Origin of the sequence: Xanthomarina arctica (assembly GCF_014638915.1) — a bacterium.
GTDB lineage: Bacteria > Bacteroidota > Bacteroidia > Flavobacteriales > Flavobacteriaceae > Xanthomarina > Xanthomarina arctica.
In genome coordinates, this window is the sequence record NZ_BMFQ01000003.1 from 501,589 (window position 1) to 523,659 (window position 22,071).

The window sequence follows — 22,071 nt, forward strand, 5'->3', positions numbered from 1 at the left end:
TCGTTTTAATAATTTTAATAAAATATAATTTGTTTAAGTGCGTACACGTTTTGATTATCCTTCTTTTTCGGATAATGTTTTAAGAATACCTGCTAATTTACCACCACTTGATTTAAGTGCTGAAATAACATTTTTAGCTGGAGATTGTAATAATCCGATGATATCACCAATAACTTCTTCTTTAGATTTAATGTTAACTAAAGAATCTAATTGATCATCGCCAATATAAACAGCTTCCGCGATGTAAGCTCCTTTTAAAAGAGGCTTATCTGATTTTTTACGGAAGGTTTCAATTATCTTAGCTGGAGCATTACCTGTTTCAGAATACATTACTGAAGTATTTCCCTTTAATGTTGCAGGAAGATCTCCAAAATCTTTATCTGATGCCTCCATTGCTTTTGCAAGCAAGGTATTTTTAACAACTGCTAATTTTACGTTTGCTTTAAAACAAGCACGACGTAAATTTGAAGTACTAAGTGCATTTAATCCTGATATATCTGCTAAATAGATATTTGCATTATCAGCTAATTGTGCAGTTAATTCTTCGATTACTTGTGATTTTTCTTCTCTTGTCATAATAAAAGTTTTAAACTACTTAACCGATCTTAGGATCAACAGCTATACTTGGACTCATTGTAGAAGACATAAAAATGCTTTTAACATAGATTCCTTTTGCTGCAGTTGGTTTTAGTTTCATTAATGTTTGTAATAATTCGTTTGCGTTATCTACAATTTTATCAGCACTAAAAGATGCTTTTCCAATTGAAGCGTGAACGATACCAGTTTTATCAACTTTAAAGTCAATTTTACCAGCTTTTACATCGCTTACAGCTTTAGCTACGTCCATTGTTACAGTACCAGTCTTAGGGTTAGGCATTAAACCACGAGGACCTAATACACGTCCTAAAGGACCTAATTTACCCATAACGCTAGGCATAGTTACAATAACGTCTACGTCTGTCCAACCATTCTTGATTTTTTCAAGATATTCGTCTAAACCTACATAATCAGCTCCTGCTTCTCTTGCTTCTGCTTCTTTATCTGGAGTTACTAATGCTAAAACTTTTACGTCTTTACCAGTACCATGAGGAAGTGTTACTACTCCTCTTACCATTTGGTTTGCTTTTCTAGGATCAACTCCTAAACGAACTGCTATATCAACAGATGCATCAAATTTGGTATTGGTTATATCTTTTACTAATGCTGATGCTTCAGTAACAGAATAGATTTTACCCTTTTCTATTTTTGCTAAAGCTTCTTTTTGTTTCTTTGTTAATCTTGCCATTTTTTAGAAATTTTTTAGATTAATTAGGGGCTTCGCCACCTTTAACAGTTATACCCATAGATCTTGCTGTACCTGCTATCATTTTCATAGCTGCATCAATAGTAAATGCATTTAAATCTTGCATTTTATCTTCTGCGATAGTTCTAACTTGATCCCAAGAAACTTTTGCTACTTTCTTAATATGTGGTTCTCCCGAACCTTTTTTTACTTTGGCCGCTTCTAATAATTGTACAGCTGCAGGTGGTGTTTTGATTACAAAGTCGAATGATTTGTCTTTGAAAACAGAAATGACCACTGGTAAAACTTTACCAGGTTTATCTTGGGTTCTAGCATTAAACTGCTTACAGAATTCCATGATATTTACTCCAGCGGCACCTAAAGCGGGTCCAACCGGTGGCGACGGATTCGCTGCACCTCCCCTAACTTGTAGTTTAACTACTTTACTTAACTCTTTTGCCATTTTTAATAATTTAGATTTTTATGTAATTCTTTATTTTGAAGCTTAAGATTACATATTATGATTGTAACAAATATTATACTTTTTCAACTTGCATATAACTTAACTCTAAAGGTGTTTTTCTTCCGAAAATCTTAACCATTACTTCAAGTTTACGCTTTTCTTCATTTATTTTTTCGATTGTACCATCAAAACCATTGAATGGACCATCGATTACTTTAACAGTTTCTCCTTTTGTAAAAGGAATAGCAACATTTGCATCTGCATCAACTGTTAGCTCATCTACTTTACCTAACATTCTGTTTACTTCAGATTGTCTTAACGGTACAGGATCTCCACCTTTTGTTTCACCTAAAAAACCGATTACATTTGTAACAGATTTTATAATATGAGGTATTTCTCCTGTTAAATTAGCTTTTACCATAATGTAACCTGGAAAATAAACTTTTTCTTTATTTACCTTCTTACCGTTACGGATTTGAATTACTTTTTCGGTTGGAACTAAAACTTGGTCAACATAATCCTCTAAGCCCAAACGAGCTATTTCTGTTTCGATATAAGCTTTAATTTTGTTTTCTTGACCGCTTACTGCTCGAACAACATACCATTTCTTATCATTCCCTTCAGACATATAATCTTTTTTTAACCGTTAATGAATTTGAAATAAATTCCAACAACTTTACTAAAAACTGTATCCACTCCCCAAATTGCTAATGAGAAAACAATAGAAAATACAGCAACTAAAACTGTTAGACTTTGTCCTTCTGCCATTGTTGGCCAAGTAACATTATTCTTCAATTCACCAAATGATTCTTTTATGTAGTTTATAACTCCAGCCATTATATAATTTTTATTATCACTTCAATTTCTATCGGTGTGGACTTAAAAAACATTTTATAAGCCTCATTAATAATTCTGCACGGGCGGAGAGACTCGAACTCCCGACACCTGGTTTTGGAGACCAGTGCTCTACCAACTGAGCTACGCCCGTAAATACAAGTCAAGGCATTCCGAAAAACGGAATACCTTAACTTTATATTTTATTAAACTTTATTAGTCTAAAATTTCAGTTACCTGACCTGCTCCTACTGTACGTCCACCTTCACGGATTGCAAAACGTAAACCTACAGTCATTGCAATTTTTTGGATTAATTCAACAGTAATAGTAAGGTTATCTCCAGGCATAACCATTTCAACACCTTCTGGTAATTGGATATTTCCAGTTACATCAGTTGTACGAACGTAAAACTGTGGACGGTAGTTGTTATGGAATGGCGTGTGACGCCCACCTTCTTCTTTCTTAAGGATATAAACCTCAGCTTTGAATTTTTGGTGTGGTGTTACAGAACCTGGCTTAACAATTACCATACCTCTAGAGATCATTGATTTCTCAATTCCTCTTAATAAGATACCAGCATTATCACCAGCTTCACCTCTATTTAATATTTGACGGAACATTTCAATTCCAGTAATTGTAGATGTTAACTTTTCAGCTCCCATACCAATAATTTCAACAGGATCTCCTGTATTAGCAATACCAGTTTCGATACGACCTGTAGCTACAGTTCCACGACCAGTAATAGAGAATACATCTTCGATAGGCATTAAGAAAGGCTTATCAATCTCACGTAATGGCTCTTCAATCCAAGCATCAACAGATTCCATTAATTGTAATACTGTATCAACCCATTTTTGCTCACCATTAAGTGCACCTAAAGCAGAACCAGCAATTACAGGTCCATTATCACCATCATACTCATAGAATGATAATAAATCTCTGATTTCCATTTCTACTAATTCTAATAATTCTTCATCATCAACCATATCCACTTTATTCATGAATACAACCATACGAGGAATTCCTACCTGACGTCCTAAAAGGATGTGCTCACGAGTTTGTGGCATTGGACCATCTGTAGCCGCAACTACTAAGATAGCACCATCCATTTGTGCTGCACCAGTAACCATGTTCTTTACGTAATCCGCGTGACCTGGACAGTCAACGTGAGCGTAATGACGATTTGCTGTTGCATATTCTACGTGTGAAGTATTAATTGTAATACCTCTTTCTTTTTCTTCTGGTGCGTTATCAATCTGATCGAATGATTTCGCTTCTGAGAAACCTGCATCAGCTAATACTTTAGTAATAGCAGCAGTTAAAGTTGTTTTACCGTGATCTACGTGTCCAATTGTACCAATGTTTAAGTGTGGTTTTGAACGATCGAAAGTTGCCTTTGCCATGTTTTAATAAATTTAATCTTAGTTATATAATAATATTAGTGTATTCTAATTTAATCTGTCTTTAAAAAAAAGAGCCAATGACGAGAATTGAACTCGTGACCTCTTCCTTACCAAGGAAACGCTCTACCCCTGAGCTACACCGGCTAAAAAAAGAGCGAGAGACCGGGTTCGAACCGGCGACATTCAGCTTGGAAGGCTGACGCTCTACCAACTGAGCTACTCTCGCAATATTTAAATCCTTTTTTTAATTATCATTATTTTAAAAAAAATAATGTGGGGAGAGCAGGATTCGAACCTGCGAAGACGTAGTCAGCAGATTTACAGTCTGCCCTCGTTGGCCGCTTGAGTATCTCCCCAATTAAAAATGTTTCACTCTTTTAAAGAACTTCACCTAATTAGTTGTAAAATAAACCATTTTACAAATGTTAGATGTTTTAGAGCCGATGGAGGGACTCGAACCCACGACCTGCTGATTACAAATCAGCTGCTCTAGCCAGCTGAGCTACATCGGCTTTTAAACCTTTTTTATCACAAAAAAAAGCCCGCTATTTCTAACGGACTGCAAATGTATATATTTATTTTCTTATTCAAAACATTTTTTAGAAAAATTTATTATAAATGTGTTCTTAATTTTTCTTTTCGTTTTTTAAGTTGTCTTTCTAAGGACGCTATTGCCATATCTGTTCCCTCTTCAAATGTCTTACATTGCTTCTTAACAACGAAACTATCTCCCGGAACACTAACGCGTGCTTCAAATATTTTATTCTCTTTATCGCTTGTGTTATCTAATTTTAGATATACATCTGAACTTATTACCTTATCATAAAATAAATCTAACTTATCCATTCGCTTTTGAATAAAGTCTATCAATTTTTGGTCGGCATTGAAATTGACTGATTGGGTGTTTACTTTCATACTTCTTTTGTTTTTAATGATACAATAAGACGATACTGTTTTACTTCTTACTTCTAGGATGTGTGTTTAGGTACACTTTTTTTAATTCGGCTATACTATTATGTGTGTAAACCTGTGTCGCAGCTAAACTGGAATGTCCAAGAAGTTCTTTTACAGCATTTAAATCTGCACCTTGGTTTAGTAAATGTGTTGCAAAAGAATGCCTTAATATATGTGGGCTCTTTTTCACTTTACTAGATGCTAAACTAAAATACTCATTAATTATTCGGTACACAAGTGTTTCATAAATTTTAACTCCTTTTTGGGTTAAAAAAAGAACCTCTGGATTGGCAACATTCTCTAACTCACTTCTATACTTTAAATAGCTCTTAAGAGTGTGTAAAACCGAATTAATCAAAGGAACTAATCGTTCCTTATTTCTTTTTCCCAAAACTTTTAAAGTTTGATTAGAAAAATCGACATCTTTTAATTTTAGTTCTACTAATTCTATTCTTCTTATTCCTGTTGAATAAAAGAGTTCTATAATAAGTTTGTCTCTAACACCTTCAAAACTATCTTCAAAATAAAGTTCATCTAAAACAGTTTTAATTTCAGTTTCAGAAAAGGGAACTTGTATTTTCTTACTGGTTTTTAACGCTTTGTGTTTTACTAAGGGATTAGCTTGAATACTTTCGGTTTTTAATAGAAATTTATAATAGGAGTTTAAAGCTGAAATTTTTCGGTTAATACTTCTATTTGAAATACCTTTTTCCACGAGACTTACTATCCAATTTCTAATTTGAGGATAAATTATGGCTTCTATGGAATTGGTGTCATATTCCAACATTATAAAATCTGAAAATTCATTTAAATCTTTTTTATATGCAGTTATGGTAAGCTTCGAATATTTTTTTTCAAGCAATAAATAATCTAAAAAAGGTTTAAAAGGCATCTGTAGGTTTATATAGTTTAGTAAATATAAGAATTTAATAAGAAGTTAACTATGAAGCAAAAAAAATCCTGCTATTGCAGGATTTTTAATCGGATTTAACAAAATTTAAAGATTAGAAGTTCTCTTGATCTCTTAAATTCTGGATGTATTGCGCTTTTTGAACTTGAGCTCTTTTAATAACAGATGGCTTGTCAAACTGCTTACGAGTCTGTAAAGCACGCTTCGTTCCAGTTTTATCAAACTTTCTCTTATAACGCTTTAACGCTCTATCTATATTTTCTCCTTCTTTAATTGGTATTATTAACATAGTGTCTTAACCTCCTCTCTTTTAGAATTTCAAGCCGCAAATATAAAAACATTTTAATAATGAACAATTAAAAAAATAAAAAAAATTCAATATTTCTTTTTAGACAAAATGATGACCCAGTAATTGGCTTTAAACACTCTTAAGACAATCTAATCAAACCTCAGATTTTGGCCATTTCAGGAGCCTCAAATAGTCTTATTCTTTAAATAAAGTAGATCGTTTGGTTAAATCTTGAATCATTTTTTCTTCCTCTTCGCTTTCTAACAAGGTGTTGTAATTTTTCCAAAAAGCCTTATTATAGGGTTTTGATGAAAAGATATCAGCATCCCAAGGACCATTTAAAGCGTCCTTTATTTTTTCTTTATCAAGGATGATTTCAGTAAATAAAATTTCTTGTACCGTGTAGTAATAGCGCTCTTCTGGATTTGCTTCTTCCACTTCTCCCTTTGCGTTTTTTACAGGGTTAGTACCAACATTTACAAGTTTTGGAGTTTCATAATAAATATAATTTGGATACATTTTATCTTGATATTCCATATAATTAATAATTAATTTATGGTTTACCTGAGTTCCAAAAAGTGTCTTACTTCTACTCTTCTGGGCACTTGAAGAAGCTACTAATTCGTATTCAATTTTTTTAATAGCATAGGTATCCCAATAAATATAAATCCAACCATTAGCATTATAACCATCATTGTAAATCCCTTTAGTTTCAAGGTTGATATAATCTGCACCTTTAGAAATTTTAATCTTATAGATTTTTCTACCATCATCTACCAAAACGGTATCTAAAGAAAATAGATGTTGGTCTAACATGCTTTCATTAAATAGTCCCTTCGGATTGTTAGAGTTCCTAACTAAATTCAACTTCCCGTGAAATAAGGTTTCTAAACCATTAATTCTGGTATCATTCCACTTGATAGCTTTTATTAAAGAAGATGTTCTAATGGTATCTCTTCTTAAGTTTTTAGCTTTTAAGTCTCTGTTGTTAGATTTGTCTTTAAGATATGCCGTATAGGTTAACAAGCTATCAACATCGCGTAAATCGTAACTTTTACGCACCTCATCCACATTAATTTTAAGTGTTTCTGATGTGTTTGTTTGATAACTGGAATCGTAAAGGGTAATAGCTCCTTCTACAAGCCATTTAAATTCCTTTTTATTACGCTCTTTATGTCTAACGAAGCCTTTTTCTATATAAGCTGAATCTGGCAAATTTTCCGGTAATCTTTCTAAGGCTCGAAGCACAATATCATTCCCAGATTTTGGCCTTGAATCTGCAACCAATAAAATTTCATCTAAAGATGCTACATCAGGCTCCAAATAAACATCGAAAGTACTGTCGAATTCATCTACAGGAACCTTATAACTTTTAAATCCAATAGACGAAACAACCAAGGTATCCTTTAGGGATTTTTGTGGCACAAGCAACACAAACTTACCATCTGCATTAGTTATAGTTCCTATAGTTGTATTTTGAACATATACACTCGCGCTTTCTAAAGGCAAGAAAGTTTCAGCATCTAAAACAGCATTTTTTATTTCCGTTTGCGAAAATGCTGATAGACTCATTAAAAAAACAATCGTTCCAAGAAAATGCTTAAAATATGGGGACTTCATATAAAATGATTTATTTAAGTAGCAGGTTTATAGTTTTTATCGTCTAAGAGCATTTTAGCAAGAATTTCACGAAGAATCTCTGAGGTTCCTCCTCCAATTGGACCTAATCTACTATCTCGAAGTAATCTAGCCATTGGATATTCTTCCATATAACCATAACCGCCTAAAAATTGAAGACATTCATTAATAACGTCATCTGCCATTTTAGTAGATTTCAATTTAGACATGGTTGCTTGCTTTACAACGTATTCTCCTTTGTTTAGTCTGTAAGCCACTGAATAATTGAACTCTCTACAAATTTCCATGTCTGCATATAAATCTGCATATTTATGTCTTAGCGCTTGAAATTTATTAATAGTTTTTCCAAAAGCTGTGCGTTCGCTCATATATTGTTTGGCATAATCTAAGGCATATTCTGCTCTAGCATGCGAATTGATTCCCATAATCAATCTTTCTAGGGCAAAATGTTGCATAATGTATGGAAACCCTTTTCCTTCTTCTCCCATGAGTTGATTGGTAGGAATGGTTACATTATCGAAAGCGATTTCTGCTGTATCACTAGCTCTCCAGCCTAACTTATCTAATTTAGTAGCAGAAATGCCAGGCGTATCTCTATCCATGATAAAAATACTCATTCCGTTATGTCCTGCTTCTGGATCTGTTTTAGCGGCAACCACTAGATAATCGCTATAGATGCCATTGGTTATAAAAGTTTTCGAACCATTAATAACATAAGTATCTCCTTTTTTTATAGCAGTTGTTCTCATTCCTGCAACATCACTACCTCCAAAAGGTTCTGTAATACACAAACAACCAATTTTATCTCCAGTAATACTTGGAGCTAAATATTTTTCTTTTATTTCATCACTTCCTTCTTTATTAACATGCGTCATAGCCAAATAAGCATGAGCCCACATGTTGGCCGCGAAACCTCCTGAATTTATTTTCTGGAGTTCCTCTAAAAAAATCACGGTATAAAATAAATCAAGATCTAATCCACCATATGCTTCTGGATAGGCTAATCCGAAGAAACCCATGTCGCCAAATTTTTTCCAGATAAAACGTTCAACAGTTCCTGTTTTTTCCCATTTTTCAATGTGCGGAACAACTTCTTTCTTTAAAAAATCTTGAAGACTTTTTCTAAACATTTGATGTTCTTCTGTGAAGTACATGCTTTCCATACCTTTTTACTTTTTTAATTTAACTTCAAATATAATTTAATTATCTCGATTTTGTTAGATGGGAAGCTTTTTACTTTTAATAAGTCGTCTAAAGATTGATACCCTTCTCTTAATGTTCGTTGCTCAATAATATGATGTGCAACTTCATAATCTATATACTGAATGGTGACTAACTGCTCTATAGATGCTGTATTTAAATTAATCTTCTCAACCTGTTTTGGTGTTTTTACTGTGAATTGTTCCACCACCCGATCTATAACTTCTGGCGACAAACCATATACTTCCCGTAACTGAATATCTGCAATAAAACCGCCTAACTTATCTCTATAGGCAATAATTCTTTTTGAATACCCTTCCCCTATGCCGTTTACTTTCTGTAATTGTAAAGCTGATGCCGTATTTAAATCTTGTTTCTGTTCGAAAGTCTTTGGTTGGTTATTATATTGATAAGTTGTAAAAGTTTTAGGCTTTGGATTGGTAACCCATTCTGGAAACTTAAAATAAGGTGATATAATTGCAAGAAATGAATCTGATACTTTGGTTACATTTTGAAACTCTTGAACCGAATTAACCCATTTATCCTGTTTTCTAAATGCTAAAAGTCTATCAATTTCTTCAGTAGTCATTCCAAGCGTATAACCTTTATAATCGGTTATAAAATTTGGATTGAAAGGATAAATTTTTGGTTTTTTATTTTCGATTTCAACTAAGCGAAGGGAGTCTATCTCAAGTTCAAATTTCAGCAATTCCTTTTGATTTACTTGAGTTTTTTCAGGAGTGAAGCTTACAAAAAAGTAAACCATTTGAACAAAAACTATGATTAGTATTAATAAAAAAATCCCATTCCGCTGTTTTTTTGAAAACGTGAAATGGGATTTTAATTTATTCATGATCCTTTATTTTTTTACATCAATCTGTTTTCGATATAAAAGATTTGCTTTTAATTTTTTAGTATAGTCATCTAAATCAAATTTAACTTCTTTAGACATAATATACAACCCTATAATATTTGGGAACGACATTGCAAGAATCATCATATCTGAAAAATCTAAAACAGCTCCTAAACTCACTGATGCTCCAATAACTACAAACACCAAGAATAACATTTTATAAACAAACTCAGTTCTTTTACTTTTACCAAATAAATAAGTCCAGGCTCTCATTCCATAATAAGACCAAGAAATCATTGTAGAGAAAGCAAATAAGAACACGGCCAATGCTAATACATAAGGGAACCATGAAATTTGGCTTCCAAAAGCATCAGATGTTAATTGTGCTCCAGCTAAGCCTTCTACTTCGTGCATTCCTGTAAATATCAGTACCAAAGCGGTTAGAGTACATACAACAACCGTATCTATAAATGGCTCTAATAATGCCACAAAACCTTCAGAAGGTGGATTATTTGTTTTCGCTGTACTATGAGCAATAGCTGCCGAACCAACACCTGCTTCGTTTGAAAAAGCTGCACGTTGGAATCCAACCACTAAAACACCAATAATTCCTCCTTTTAAAGCAGATGGACTAAAAGCTCCATCGACAATAGCAGAAAATGCTGGTCCTATATTTTGAATATTCATAATAATTACAGCTAAAGCAGCAACTACATAAATAGAAGCCATAATTGGCACTACACGACCTGTTACCTTTGCAATACTATTAATACCTCCAATAATTACAACACCCACCAAGATGGCCGTTATTACACCAAAATAAAATCCATTTCCTTCTAACATTGGAAATTGTCCTGCTAATTGTTCAAAAGACTGATTAGCTTGGAACATATTTCCTCCACCAAAAGAAGCACCAACCGCAAGTACAGCAAACATTCCTGCTAATACTTTACCTAAACCTTTCATGTTTCTTTTTTCAAGTCCGTAACGCAAATAGTTCATTGGACCACCAAAAACACGACCATCAGGTAAAATGTCTCTATATTTTACTCCTAAAGTACATTCTACAAATTTGGTTGACATTCCTAAAAATCCACAGACAATCATCCAAAAAGTAGCACCTGCTCCACCAAGGGAAACTGCTACTGCTACACCCGCAATATTTCCAAGACCCACGGTTCCAGAAACGGCAGTTGCCAGGGCTTGAAAATGTGTTACTTGCCCAGGTGCATCTGGATCATCGTATTTTCCTCTAGCTAAATCAATAGCATGTTTAAAACCACGAATATTAATAAAGCCCATTCTAATTGTAAAAAATAAAGCTCCAAGTACTAACCAAATAACAATAAAAGAAATTGGTTTAGTAAGTGGGTCGCCATTAGGATGTGTTAATACTATTGGTTCATCGTATTTTACTTCACCAAATATGTGAGCTCCTTGCTCAATAACGTGTTTTTGATTTTCTGAATTGTAAATTACCTTACCAGCAGCAGTAAATTGCTTTAATGTTCCATTCCCTTCAGAGTTCACGGTAATTTCATTTCCACTTTTATCTGTAATAACTGCAATAGCTTCACCTTTATTTACATGATCACCATCTCCTTTTAACCACTCCTTAAGTACATATTTATTTTCAACTTCATTGGTCCAGTTAGGAATACCTATTTGTTTGGAATCTGCATATACTACAGGGTCATAAACACCCATTGCTTCAAAAGGATCCCAAAATAATATGGAACCTAAAGCACTTACTGCTGGTGTCATAGTTCCATTAAAAACTTCTGTAATAGCTTCCGTTTTCACAGTGAAAACTCCTGTTTTGGAATCTCCAACTGCATCTGTAACAAGAACCGAATATGAAACCCCTTCGGTTAATCCCGTTGCTCTATTAGAAGACAAAGGTGTACTTTGGTTACTCCATCTATACGTATAAGGCTCTTGGCCTCCAGACACTTTAACCTCTATAACACCATCATTTATAGATTTTGAAGTATTATAAGTTTCTCCCTCTATATTAAAGTCTTGGGCAAAGGATATTAAAGGTATAATTATTGTGAAAATTAAAAGAAGAATTTTCTTCATAAAAAATTTATTATTGGTTAGTTTGTTGTTAATAAGTTTAGCAAGATGCTAAAAAAAATTGATTTTTTAAAATTTCACTTAGTATTTAACGCTTTTAAGCCCTTTTCAATACTTATATATTGTATAACGTATTTAATTTTTGAATTTGTTCTGGTCTTCCTAACACAATTATTTTTGAATTAGGAATTAACTTTAAACTGGCATCTGGATTAATAACATATTCGCCATTGGCATCTTTAAAACCAATAATACTACATCCGGTTTGCTTTCTAAGATCAAGATCTCTAATGGTTTTAATTTCTGAAGTGTCATATAATTGTTCTACAGAAATTTCTTCAATATTGATATTGGATTTACCTACAATAGATAAATTATCAATAAACTCCAATAATCCAGGAACAACTACTAAGGAAGCCATATGGTCTCCTCCTATTTTGTCAGGTAAAATAACATTGTTTGCTCCGGCAAGTTTCAGCTTTTTATAAGATGTTTCTTGCGAGGCTCTACTAATAATATTTAACTTGTTATTAATCTGTCTGGAAGAAAGTACCACAAAAAGATTATCTGCATCATTTGGCAAAGCCGAAATTAAAGCACTGGCTCTATTAATTCCTGCCTGCAGGAGAACTTCATCTTCATTAGCATTTCCAATTACAAATGGCACCAATTCACTTTGAAACTTCTCAGCAATCTCTTTATCTCTTTCTATAATCACATATGGTTTATTATAAGCCAATAATTTTGCAGCCGCTTGTTTTCCGTTCCTTCCATATCCACAAATAATGATATGATCTTTTAGCTTATCAATCTTTTTTTGCATCTTTTTTTGTTTTAATCCTTCAAAATTATTCTTGCTTAAAATATACTCTGTTATCACACTTATGGCATAACCAACTATTACAATACTCGTTAAAATTAAAATGACAGTGAATATTTTAGAACGCTCATCCAAAGGTTGTACTTCACCAAAACCAACGGTTGTAATGGTAATGACAGTCATATATAAAGCATCAATCCAATTAAGTTGAGACAATATTTTAAACCCCAAGACTCCTGTAAACAATAAGATAACCAAAAGAAAAATGGCTGTATATATCTTAGATTTTAAAAGTTTTATAAGCGGGTTATTCATGTTATTTTTTTATAAATCGAATACCGAAGAGCGCTTTGTATAAAGCAAATCTTTAATGTGCATCCAAAAAGCAATAAAAAGGTATAAAGCAAACCCAAAGCCTAGTGTTACAAAGGTTAAATACAAAAAAGAAGTTCTTACAACCTTAGCTCTTATACCCAATCTGTCTGCAATTCGCTGACAAACATAATAACCATGTTTTTGGAAGTAAAGTAAAATTTTGTAAAATAAATTCATCCTGCAATTTAAATATAAAATTTTTATAAAATTATAAAATTTGGTTTTCCTCTTTAGGAGTTTGAAAAAGGAGATAAAAAGTCCAGAGTTCTATAAAAAACTGTGTTGCTATTTATTGATCAACATATTCCCAATGACGCATTGAACACATTTATTTTTATCACAATATTCAGATTTAAGTTGAATAAGGCCTTGAGATTGCAAAGCAGAATGCGATACGTTCTTCAACTTATTAAAAGCCTGCACAATACTATTTTTTTCTGAAGGTATATGTTGAATTAACTCTAATAGGGTTTCGTTAATATCTGTCCCTTGATATCTAGAATAAGCAAATTTTAAAGGAATAATCGTGTTAATTAAAAGTAAATCTATAAATGGTTTAGCTATTTTTTTTGAAGCTAATTTAGATTGTTTTCCAAATGAATAATGTGATTCCCAAAAAACTGAAGTTGCAACCTGAAACAGATTATAAAGATCTTTTTTAGAATCCAACGCAATAATTTTTGAAAACAGATTTGCATGTAAACTATAAAGAGTTGCTAATTGAGACAGGCGAATGGTTGGGAAATTTTGAGGTCGCAACCTAAAAAACTGAATTGGGATAACTTCAGTATGACTTAATTGAAACTTTTGTTTTAAAAATAAATATTCTTTCTGAAGTTCTAAAAAATAAGAATCCTGAATATCTTCTTCTAATAAACCAGCTTGACCTAAAAATAAAGCTTCCAATGCTGTTTGGTTGGTTTTCAGTTTCCGAATTACAGAAAAATCGATGCTATTTGCAAGACTAAAAAAAGCATCTCCATTTACTTTCAATCCAAAGTTTTTTGCAAGCATTTTAAACAAGACAGCTTCCCAATTATTTTTGGAATCTTCTAACAAGGTCTCAATGGTTCTAGATTTTCGTTCCAACCTTTCAATATACAAACGCTCTAACCAACTGTCGACAATAAATTTATCGACTTCAGCAAAATCTGATTCACAATTAATCCACTTATTCTTAGCTGAAAGTAATTTGGTATAGTTTTGAAATACATGAGAATCTACATAACCTTTTAATTCAAGGGTTGGAATAATAGAATTATCTTTTCTAAAAATTTCGGTATCATGTTCCCAAACCACATGTAAAATCACATTGTCATAAGCTTTATCTGTTTCATGATTATGAACAAACCAATCACTAGATTTAATATGAATTTCAACATTTCCAGCCCAAAGTTGCCCTGCAATTTTTAATTGTGCATTAAAAAAATCTGGCCCAGAATTGGTATTATGTTGACCAACTGAAACAATTTCTAAAATTTCATATTGAGACGTTTTCAAATGAATGACATCCAATTTTTTATATTGCCAGACATAATGTAGAAAGTCTTCTTGCATAAACTAAAAATAGTGAATTATCTGATATGTTTCTCTAATTAATTGGAGATTATTCTTTTAAAATGATCTTAATTTTCAACTTCTATTTTCCAAAGTAAGGAATTTAAAACTATGGAGACTTATAGTTAAAGCAAGTGTTAAAATTATCTTATTCTGAACATTAATTCATTTTATAGGTATTATATTTATAGGATATGCAACAAATTTTACAACAATTTCAAACTACAAGAAATCAATCAAAAGAGCTCTGCAAACCCTTAAGAACAGAGGATTACGCACCTCAATCTACTGATTTTGCGAGTCCTCCAAAATGGCATTTAGCACATACATCCTGGTTTTTTGAGGAAATGATTTTAAAAAAATATTCTAAGAATTATCAAGTGTTCGATGACGCTTACAGTTTCCTATTTAATAGTTATTACAATAGTATAGGTGAACGGATAGAAAGAAAAAATCGTGGTTTAATAACCAGACCATCTATTGAAACCATTTATGAGTATCGTGCATTTGTAGATGATAAAATGATTGAGCTTTTAAAGTTGAATCCTTCAAAAGACATTGAGGAGTTAACCATTTTAGGTATCAACCACGAACAACAACATCAGGAATTACTGATAACCGATTTAAAACATACTTTTTCCTACAATCCCATTTACCCAAAGTTTACCGAGACAAATTATATAAGCTCGAAAAACAAATCCAAAGGTTGGCTGGAAATAGCTGAAGGAATCTATAATATTGGCCATGAAGGCGATGATTTTTGCTTTGATAATGAACTTGGAAAACATCGGGTCTTTTTAGAACCCTATAAAATCTCCATAGCTTTAGTCACCAATGCCGAATTTATAGCGTTTATAAACGACAAAGGATACGAACAAGCTAAATATTGGCTGGATGATGCTTGGCATTGGATTAACCAAAATCAGCTTAAAAGTCCCATGTATTGGAAGTTAATAGATGGCGTTTGGCATCAATACACACTTTCTGGTTTACAACCGGTCAATCCTGACGCCATTTTAACTCATGTTTCTTATTATGAAGCATCCGCTTTTGCTTTTTGGTCCGACTCTCGTTTACCAACAGAATTTGAATGGGAAGTTGCATCCAAGCAATTGGAATGGGGAACAGTTTGGGAATGGACAAATTCAGCCTACTTACCTTATCCAAATTTTAAAATTGCCAATGGAGCTGTGGGTGAATACAATGGAAAATTCATGATTAATCTGATGGTTTTAAGAGGCGCTTCATCAGCAACAGCTCAAAACCATAGTCGCCAAACCTATCGCAACTTTTTTTCACCTAACACGCAGTGGCAATTTTCCGGAATCCGCCTAGCTAAATAACATCTATGAATTCAAATTTTAAAAAAGATATAAACGATGGCTTAAGTAGCCCGATAAAAACATTATCATCTAAATATTTTTACGATACAGCTGGAGATGCTCTGTTTGTTAAAATAATGAACCTTCCAGAATACTATTTAACAAAAGCTGAGTTTGATATTTTTAAAAATCAAACTCAAAATATTATAAAATCCTTAAACATTGAACCTGATACTTTTTTCGAATTAGTAGAATTAGGCGCTGGAGATGGAACGAAAACAAAAGAACTCTTAAAAGTTTTAATTTCCGAAAATTACAACTTCAAATATCTTCCCGTAGATATTTCAAATAATGCATTAGACAAATTAAAAGCAAACTTAAACACCGAACTCCCTACATTGAAAGTATCAAAAAAGCAAGGTGATTATTTTGATGTTTTAGATAGTTTGAAAGCTTCAAATCATCCAAAAGTAGTTCTGTTTTTAGGTTCTAATATTGGAAATATGGAAGATGAACAAGCCAAACTATTTATCTCTAAACTAAGTAACTCTTTAAACATAAGCGATAACGTATTATTAGGAGTTGATTTAATAAAATCTAAAGACATTGTTTTACCTGCTTACAATGACAAGTCTGGTGTTACCAAAGCATTTAATTTAAATTTATTAAACAGAATTAATAACGAATTAGATGCCGATTTTAATATTGATGCTTTCTCACATCAGCCGGAATACACCGAAAAAGAAGGGATTGCAAGGAGTTTTATTGTAAGTAACAAAGAACAGGAGGTTCGAATTGGAGCCTTAGACAAAGTCTTTAAATTTAAAAAGGACGAAAAAATTCACACAGAAATATCTCGAAAATATAATGACACTATATTAAACACTATTTTAGAAAATAGTCAATTAAAAAAAGTGACAAAACTACTAGACTCCAAGTCTTATTTTGCTGATTATATTTTAATCAAAAGCTAAAACCATGTCTAAAAACAGTGATACTTTAGGAATTTTAGGTTTAGGAAACAGGAGCACCTTATTTTATATCAATGCACTAAATACAACTTTTAATACGATAGAAAAAGAATACAGCACGTTTCCTTTTATACTTTATAACACAAATTTTAATACCATCAATCCCTATTTACCTGATAATTTTGAAATGCTACTTCCTACACTTTCAGAATACATCAATCATTTAGAGAAACTCCCTGTAAGTCATCTTTTAATTCCGAATATCACATTGCATGAAGCTATAGACAAACTAGAAACAACGTTACCTATACTGCATCCATTACAATTAAGTGCTACTTTTTTAAAAGAACAACATAAAAACAAAGTAGTTGTATTCGGAACAAAATATACGATGACTTCTACTTATATCTCCAATTATTTTTCTTCGAAAGGCATATTGGTGATTTCTCCTTCAAAAGAAGACATTGAATTTATAGATGATTTTAGAAAGAAAATCTACTCAAATTCTGAAACAGCAACAGATTTAGAAACCTACAGCAACTTAGTATCTAACTATAATAAAGAAAGTACCGTTTTAATTGCATGTACAGAACTATCCCTTGTAAAAAACGCCAAACCTGTCTTAGATATGGCAAAACTTCAAATAGACGAAGCGATAAAACAATTTAAATACCATTAAAAATATCAGAATAAACAACATTTAAAACATCCGATTATGAAAAAGCCAGATTTTACAGATTTAAAAGCTATTTATATTAACTGTACTTTAAAAGAATCTCCAAGGCAAAGTCATACAGATGGATTAATGGACGTTTCGAAAACAATTATGAAAGCTGAAGGTGTTTCCATTAAACACATTAGACTTGTTGACCACGAAGTTGCATTTGGAGTTTATCCAGACATGACAGAACACGGTGTTCAAAAAGATGAATGGCCAGCCATCTATAAAGATATTTTTGAAGCGGACATTTTAATAGTTGGCACACCTATTTGGTTAGGCGAAAAATCGTCTGTTTGTCAAAAACTTATTGAACGTTTATATGCTATGAGTGGCATGACCAACGATAAAGGTCAGTATATTTTTTACGGAAAAGTTGGAGGTTGCGTCATCACTGGGAATGAAGATGGTGTTAAACATTGTGCCATGGGTATTTTGTATGCTTTACAACATGTTGGGTATTCAATTCCTCCACAAGCAGATTGCGGTTGGATTGGGGAGGCTGGTCCTGGACCAAGTTATTTGGATGAAGAAAGTCATGCTAAAAACAACAGTTTCACAAATAGAAACACGACTTTTATGACTTACAATTTAATGCATTTAGCCAAGCTATTAAAAGAAAATAAAGGCTATTCCAATTATGGAAATTCGAGAGAGGATTGGGATGATGGAACCCGTTGGAATTTTGAAAACCCAGAATACAGATAGCCTATTAAATTTCATATAAAAAACTATTAGATGAAAGAAACAATAAAGAAAAATGCGGTAGCTTTTTATAAAATGGCTTACGAAGGCAACCCTAGAAAGGCAATCGAATTGTATGTTGGAGAAGAATACATACAACATAATCCTGCAGTAGAAAACGGCACCGAAGGCTTCATTGCTTATTTTGAACAAATGCAAGATGAGTATCCTAACAAGTCAATCGATTTTGTTCGAGTTATTGCTGAAAACGATTTGGTAGCTTTACATACACATCAAATTTGGCCAGATAATGACCAATACGTTACTATGGATTTTTTTCGGTTTGATAAAAATGGAAAAATAATTGAACATTGGGATTCCATTCAACAAATCCCAAAAACTTCAGCAAATAAAAATAACATGTATTAAACCATTAATAATCTCATTTCAATCTTAAAAACGCATCGGGTTATTCATATTTAATAAGACTAAAAAACTCTAATATTCATTCCTAATAATAAATTTATTATTATACCTTTATACTAGTATTAATTTTTATGTAATAAAATTAATACCAAACGTTTTACTTATTAAATATGATAAAAATGATCAAAAAAATTACGCTTACATGCTTCTTACTTAGTAGTTTATTTATTACAGCTCAAGAAACAACAGATGCAACTCCTGAAACCAAAAGCTCATCTTGGAACTATTTGGTACAACCCTATTTAATGTTTCCAAATATGAAAGGAGACACACAAATACGCGAAAATCTTCCTGCTCTTAGTGTTGACGCTAATACTAGTGATATTTTTAGCAATCTTAAAATGGGAGCCATGCTCTATTTAGAAGCAAGAAATAAAGATTGGGCCATTACTTCAGATTTTGTTTACATGAAACTAGGTCAAGATGTCTCTCCAGATAAAGTAGTTCAAAATGCTAGTTTAGATGTTACAGAAACAATTTGGGAATTAGCAGGTTTTAGACGTGTCATCCCTATGCTTGAAGCCGGTGTAGGACTTAGATTAGTTAGTATTGGTGCTGAAGCTAATATTAATATGATTACTGGAACAAACCACAATCCAAATATCACGGAAACTTGGGTAGACCCAATTATTATTGTTCGTTCTAATCATATAATAAAAGATAAATTTATAGCAAACCTTAGAGCAGATATTGGTGGTTTTGGAATAGGCTCTGAACTTACTTGGCAAGTTCAAGCAGAAGCTGGTTATATGTTTTCTGACCTATTTTCTTTATCACTTGGATATAGATATATCAGTATCGATTACGAAACTGGAAGCGGACAAGATTATTTTGCTTACGACATTGGGACCTTTGGTCCTGAATTGAGACTAGGATTTAGTTTCTAAAAAAAACTAATTACAGTAAAAAAACCGGACATATGTTCGGTTTTTTTTGATTTTAATATGATATTTTCTAACAAACCATATAATATCAATAACCTTCCTTTCAGAAAACCAATAAAGCTAAAAACAACAATTCAATTTCGTTTAACCTACTTAATAGATGTCTTTTATAAAAAATATGACATCATTTTACAAATCACAAGCTCGCAAGACCACTCCTTTAAATCCAATAATTTTGTCATTTATTTAGTTTCATCGATTATTACCGGTGTTCTTCGATTTATTTAGATAGTAGTTAATTAATAGGCAATATTTGCACTAGCTATTAATCTTATTCAAATATTTATGAAAAAATTTACACACTCTATTTTACCGAGTATATGTATTGCTATGTTGGCATCATTTTCGGTTAACGCATCAAATGATGCTAATTTACTTGACAGTACACCTGTTAGTTATTTCCCAACAGAAGAATGTTATGCTTCTGAAGTTATTTATTTCCATCAAGGATTAATGACAAACGGCAATCCTATTGGAGCTGATCGTTCAAATCCAATGACGGCACTTTATCAGCCAGATGCATCTAATGCACCAGGTGGATTTGTCTCTTTAGGAGTTGATGGTTACATCATCCTAGGTTTTGACGGTGTTGTTTACGATGCTCCAGGTGATGATTTCATGATTTATGAAACTTCTTACGCAGGGGATGCTTGTAATGCTTGGGCAGAAAAAGCAATTATTAAATTAACTCAAGATGGAATTAACTGGATTACATATGGTGAGATTTGCACCGATGAAGCCATTGATTTTTCTGGTTTAGGCTTAGATTATGTTACTCAAATAAAAATCATGAATGCATCGACCTCTCCTGATGGTTATGATGTGGATGGTGTTATTGCTATTAATGGGTGTCAGGAACTTCCTGTAGAATGTTACCCTTCTACAGTACAGACTGCCACTTTAGGATTAAATAAATATGGTAATCCAATTACAAACCCAGAAAGAACCAATCCTAATAAAGCTTTAGGGCAACCTGAAGATGATGATACTGAAAACTTCGTTTCACTTGGATACAGAGGAGAAGTTGTTGTAAGTTTTGATGGTGCTGTTATGAATAGAACTGGTAATGATATAACTGTTTTCGAAACAACTTTTGGTAACCACACATTTACTAACTATCCAGAATCTGCGGATGTTTTTGTATCTAAAAATGGTGTTGATTTCTACTTCATTGGCTCAGCTTATACAAATGACGCAGCAATGTTCGATATAGATAACGCACTAAGTCCAGATCCTTTAGCATATATAACTCATGTTAAAGTTATAGATACTACTCCAATTGGATCAGTTTCTGATGATGGATTTGATCTTGATGGTATTATTGCCATAACAGGATGTAGTGAAATTCCTTACGAATGTAATTCTGAAATAGTAAATGGTGGATTTGAAAGCGATAACAATTTCCCAGGTACCTGGTCTTATGTTCCTCAAGGAAATGTACCAGGTTGGAGCACAACATCTACATCTGGAACTATTGAAATTCAAGAAAATTTAGGTACAGGAGATGTTATTCCTTCTAATAGTGGTGATTATCATTTTGAACTTAATGGTGATGGTCTTAACACGCTTTATCAAGAAATATGTACTACTCCGGGAACAAATCTTGCACTTACATTTGCTCATAAAAAGAGACAAGCTGGTGGTGTAGATAGAATGGAAATTTACATTGGTGGAGATCTTGCAACTATTGAGAGTAATACCGCTATTCCTTTTATTGCAAATGTAGATATGGAATGGCATAATAATACATTCGTATTTACAGTTCCTGAAGGACAAATGTCCACTATCATATATTTCAAAGCAATAAGCGGGACAACTCATACTGTTGGTAATCTTTTGGATGATATTTCAATTGGTGAAACAATCGAATCTGCAACAGATATTGAAGCTCTTCTAGCGTTATTGAGTACACAAGAACAAGCATTTGAGTTTGCAAATATTAGCATGTACCCAGTACCGGCTAACAACAATATCACTGTTAATCTAAACAGCCAAGTTAGCGGAACCGTTTCTTATGAAATTGTATCGCTTATGGGACAGTCTTTAAACAAAAAATCTCTAGATGCTTATTCAGGGAAATCAGAAATAAAAATGGATATTTCTAATTTAGCAGACGGAACTTACTTCATGAAAATCACTATGAATGGCAGTACAACTACGAAACAGTTTATTAAAGTTTCAAGATAAGATTGCAAATATTATATAAAATTTAAGCCAGCTCAATTGAGCTGGCTTTTTTTGTATGGCTAATTAAAACCATATACTGAAAAATTTTATTTGGATACCTT

23 protein-coding genes and 5 tRNA genes are annotated in these 22,071 nt (G+C 32.6%); 7 read left to right on the forward strand and 21 right to left on the reverse strand.

Going from position 1 to position 22,071, the window contains the following annotated elements; translation table 11 throughout:
- Positions 1-54: 54 nt before the first annotated feature.
- The 21 genes from rplJ to IEV77_RS13515 all read right to left on the reverse strand — a co-directional run bounded on the left by rplJ (position 55) and on the right by IEV77_RS13515 (position 14,658).
- Positions 55-576, reverse strand: a complete 522-nt coding sequence (gene rplJ / locus IEV77_RS13415) for a 50S ribosomal protein L10 (RefSeq protein ID WP_188465672.1) — start codon at positions 574-576, stop codon at positions 55-57.
- Positions 577-595: 19 nt separating this feature from the next.
- Complete coding sequence (gene rplA, locus IEV77_RS13420) at positions 596-1,285, reverse strand: 50S ribosomal protein L1 (protein WP_188465674.1); 690 nt, start codon at positions 1,283-1,285, stop codon at positions 596-598.
- 19 nt (positions 1,286-1,304) lie between these two features.
- Entirely contained in the window at positions 1,305-1,745 is a 441-nt protein-coding gene (gene rplK / locus IEV77_RS13425) for a 50S ribosomal protein L11 (RefSeq protein ID WP_188465676.1), read from the reverse strand.
- Between the two features lie 73 nt (positions 1,746-1,818).
- Positions 1,819-2,373: a transcription termination/antitermination protein NusG gene (nusG, locus tag IEV77_RS13430; protein WP_188465678.1), complete on the reverse strand. Its 555-nt coding sequence runs from the start codon at positions 2,371-2,373 to the stop codon at positions 1,819-1,821.
- 11 nt (positions 2,374-2,384) lie between these two features.
- Positions 2,385-2,582 (reverse strand): preprotein translocase subunit SecE, encoded by a 198-nt coding sequence (gene secE / locus IEV77_RS13435; protein WP_188465680.1) that lies wholly within the window; start codon positions 2,580-2,582, stop codon positions 2,385-2,387.
- Between the two features lie 78 nt (positions 2,583-2,660).
- A tRNA-Trp gene (locus tag IEV77_RS13440) sits at positions 2,661-2,733 on the reverse strand.
- A gap of 62 nt (positions 2,734-2,795) precedes the next feature.
- Positions 2,796-3,983, reverse strand: coding sequence for an elongation factor Tu (gene tuf, locus IEV77_RS13445; RefSeq protein ID WP_188465682.1), 1,188 nt, complete (start codon positions 3,981-3,983; stop codon positions 2,796-2,798).
- A gap of 72 nt (positions 3,984-4,055) precedes the next feature.
- A tRNA-Thr gene (locus IEV77_RS13450) sits at positions 4,056-4,127 on the reverse strand.
- Positions 4,128-4,136: 9 nt separating this feature from the next.
- Positions 4,137-4,209, reverse strand: a tRNA-Gly gene (locus tag IEV77_RS13455).
- Between the two features lie 48 nt (positions 4,210-4,257).
- Positions 4,258-4,339 (reverse strand) — tRNA-Tyr (locus IEV77_RS13460).
- Between the two features lie 82 nt (positions 4,340-4,421).
- Positions 4,422-4,495 (reverse strand) — tRNA-Thr (locus IEV77_RS13465).
- A gap of 100 nt (positions 4,496-4,595) precedes the next feature.
- Positions 4,596-4,898: a ribosome hibernation-promoting factor, HPF/YfiA family gene (hpf, locus tag IEV77_RS13470; protein ID WP_188465684.1), complete on the reverse strand. Its 303-nt coding sequence runs from the start codon at positions 4,896-4,898 to the stop codon at positions 4,596-4,598.
- 40 nt (positions 4,899-4,938) lie between these two features.
- Positions 4,939-5,829: a tyrosine-type recombinase/integrase gene (locus tag IEV77_RS13475; RefSeq protein ID WP_188465686.1), complete on the reverse strand. Its 891-nt coding sequence runs from the start codon at positions 5,827-5,829 to the stop codon at positions 4,939-4,941.
- Positions 5,830-5,941: 112 nt separating this feature from the next.
- On the reverse strand, positions 5,942-6,136 hold the full coding sequence (gene rpsU / locus IEV77_RS13480; RefSeq protein WP_188465688.1) for a 30S ribosomal protein S21: 195 nt from the start codon (positions 6,134-6,136) through the stop codon (positions 5,942-5,944).
- Positions 6,137-6,331: 195 nt separating this feature from the next.
- Positions 6,332-7,756, reverse strand: coding sequence for a carboxypeptidase-like regulatory domain-containing protein (locus IEV77_RS13485; RefSeq protein WP_188465690.1), 1,425 nt, complete (start codon positions 7,754-7,756; stop codon positions 6,332-6,334).
- Between the two features lie 14 nt (positions 7,757-7,770).
- Positions 7,771-8,937, reverse strand: coding sequence for an acyl-CoA dehydrogenase family protein (locus IEV77_RS13490; RefSeq protein WP_188465692.1), 1,167 nt, complete (start codon positions 8,935-8,937; stop codon positions 7,771-7,773).
- A gap of 14 nt (positions 8,938-8,951) precedes the next feature.
- Positions 8,952-9,827, reverse strand: a complete 876-nt coding sequence (locus tag IEV77_RS13495; protein ID WP_188465694.1) for a ComEA family DNA-binding protein — start codon at positions 9,825-9,827, stop codon at positions 8,952-8,954.
- Positions 9,828-9,833: 6 nt separating this feature from the next.
- Positions 9,834-11,909, reverse strand: coding sequence for an amino acid carrier protein (locus IEV77_RS13500; RefSeq protein ID WP_188465696.1), 2,076 nt, complete (start codon positions 11,907-11,909; stop codon positions 9,834-9,836).
- 112 nt (positions 11,910-12,021) lie between these two features.
- On the reverse strand, positions 12,022-13,041 hold the full coding sequence (locus IEV77_RS13505; RefSeq protein WP_188465698.1) for a potassium channel family protein: 1,020 nt from the start codon (positions 13,039-13,041) through the stop codon (positions 12,022-12,024).
- Between the two features lie 9 nt (positions 13,042-13,050).
- Entirely contained in the window at positions 13,051-13,278 is a 228-nt protein-coding gene (locus IEV77_RS13510) for a PspC domain-containing protein (RefSeq protein ID WP_188465700.1), read from the reverse strand.
- A gap of 108 nt (positions 13,279-13,386) precedes the next feature.
- Positions 13,387-14,658 (reverse strand): DUF2851 family protein, encoded by a 1,272-nt coding sequence (locus tag IEV77_RS13515; RefSeq protein WP_188465702.1) that lies wholly within the window; start codon positions 14,656-14,658, stop codon positions 13,387-13,389.
- A gap of 194 nt (positions 14,659-14,852) precedes the next feature.
- Between IEV77_RS13515 and egtB the strand changes: the two genes are divergently transcribed.
- The 7 genes from egtB to IEV77_RS13550 all read left to right on the forward strand — a co-directional run bounded on the left by egtB (position 14,853) and on the right by IEV77_RS13550 (position 21,970).
- Complete coding sequence (egtB, locus tag IEV77_RS13520) at positions 14,853-16,001, forward strand: ergothioneine biosynthesis protein EgtB (protein WP_188465704.1); 1,149 nt, start codon at positions 14,853-14,855, stop codon at positions 15,999-16,001.
- A 5-nt stretch (positions 16,002-16,006) separates the two neighbouring features.
- Positions 16,007-16,954, forward strand: coding sequence for an L-histidine N(alpha)-methyltransferase (locus IEV77_RS13525; RefSeq protein ID WP_188465706.1), 948 nt, complete (start codon positions 16,007-16,009; stop codon positions 16,952-16,954).
- A gap of 4 nt (positions 16,955-16,958) precedes the next feature.
- Complete coding sequence (locus IEV77_RS13530; protein WP_188465707.1) at positions 16,959-17,630, forward strand: aspartate/glutamate racemase family protein; 672 nt, start codon at positions 16,959-16,961, stop codon at positions 17,628-17,630.
- 36 nt (positions 17,631-17,666) lie between these two features.
- Positions 17,667-18,377 carry a flavodoxin family protein gene (locus tag IEV77_RS13535; protein ID WP_188465709.1) on the forward strand — a complete coding sequence of 237 codons (711 nt, stop codon included), beginning with the start codon at positions 17,667-17,669 and terminating at the stop codon, positions 18,375-18,377.
- Positions 18,378-18,407: 30 nt separating this feature from the next.
- A complete protein-coding gene (locus tag IEV77_RS13540; protein ID WP_188465711.1) occupies positions 18,408-18,782 on the forward strand; it encodes a nuclear transport factor 2 family protein in 375 nt (124 codons plus the stop codon).
- A gap of 176 nt (positions 18,783-18,958) precedes the next feature.
- On the forward strand, positions 18,959-19,726 hold the full coding sequence (locus IEV77_RS13545; RefSeq protein ID WP_188465713.1) for a hypothetical protein: 768 nt from the start codon (positions 18,959-18,961) through the stop codon (positions 19,724-19,726).
- A gap of 342 nt (positions 19,727-20,068) precedes the next feature.
- Positions 20,069-21,970 (forward strand): T9SS type A sorting domain-containing protein, encoded by a 1,902-nt coding sequence (locus tag IEV77_RS13550; protein ID WP_188465715.1) that lies wholly within the window; start codon positions 20,069-20,071, stop codon positions 21,968-21,970.
- The last annotated feature ends 101 nt before the right edge of the window (positions 21,971-22,071 follow it).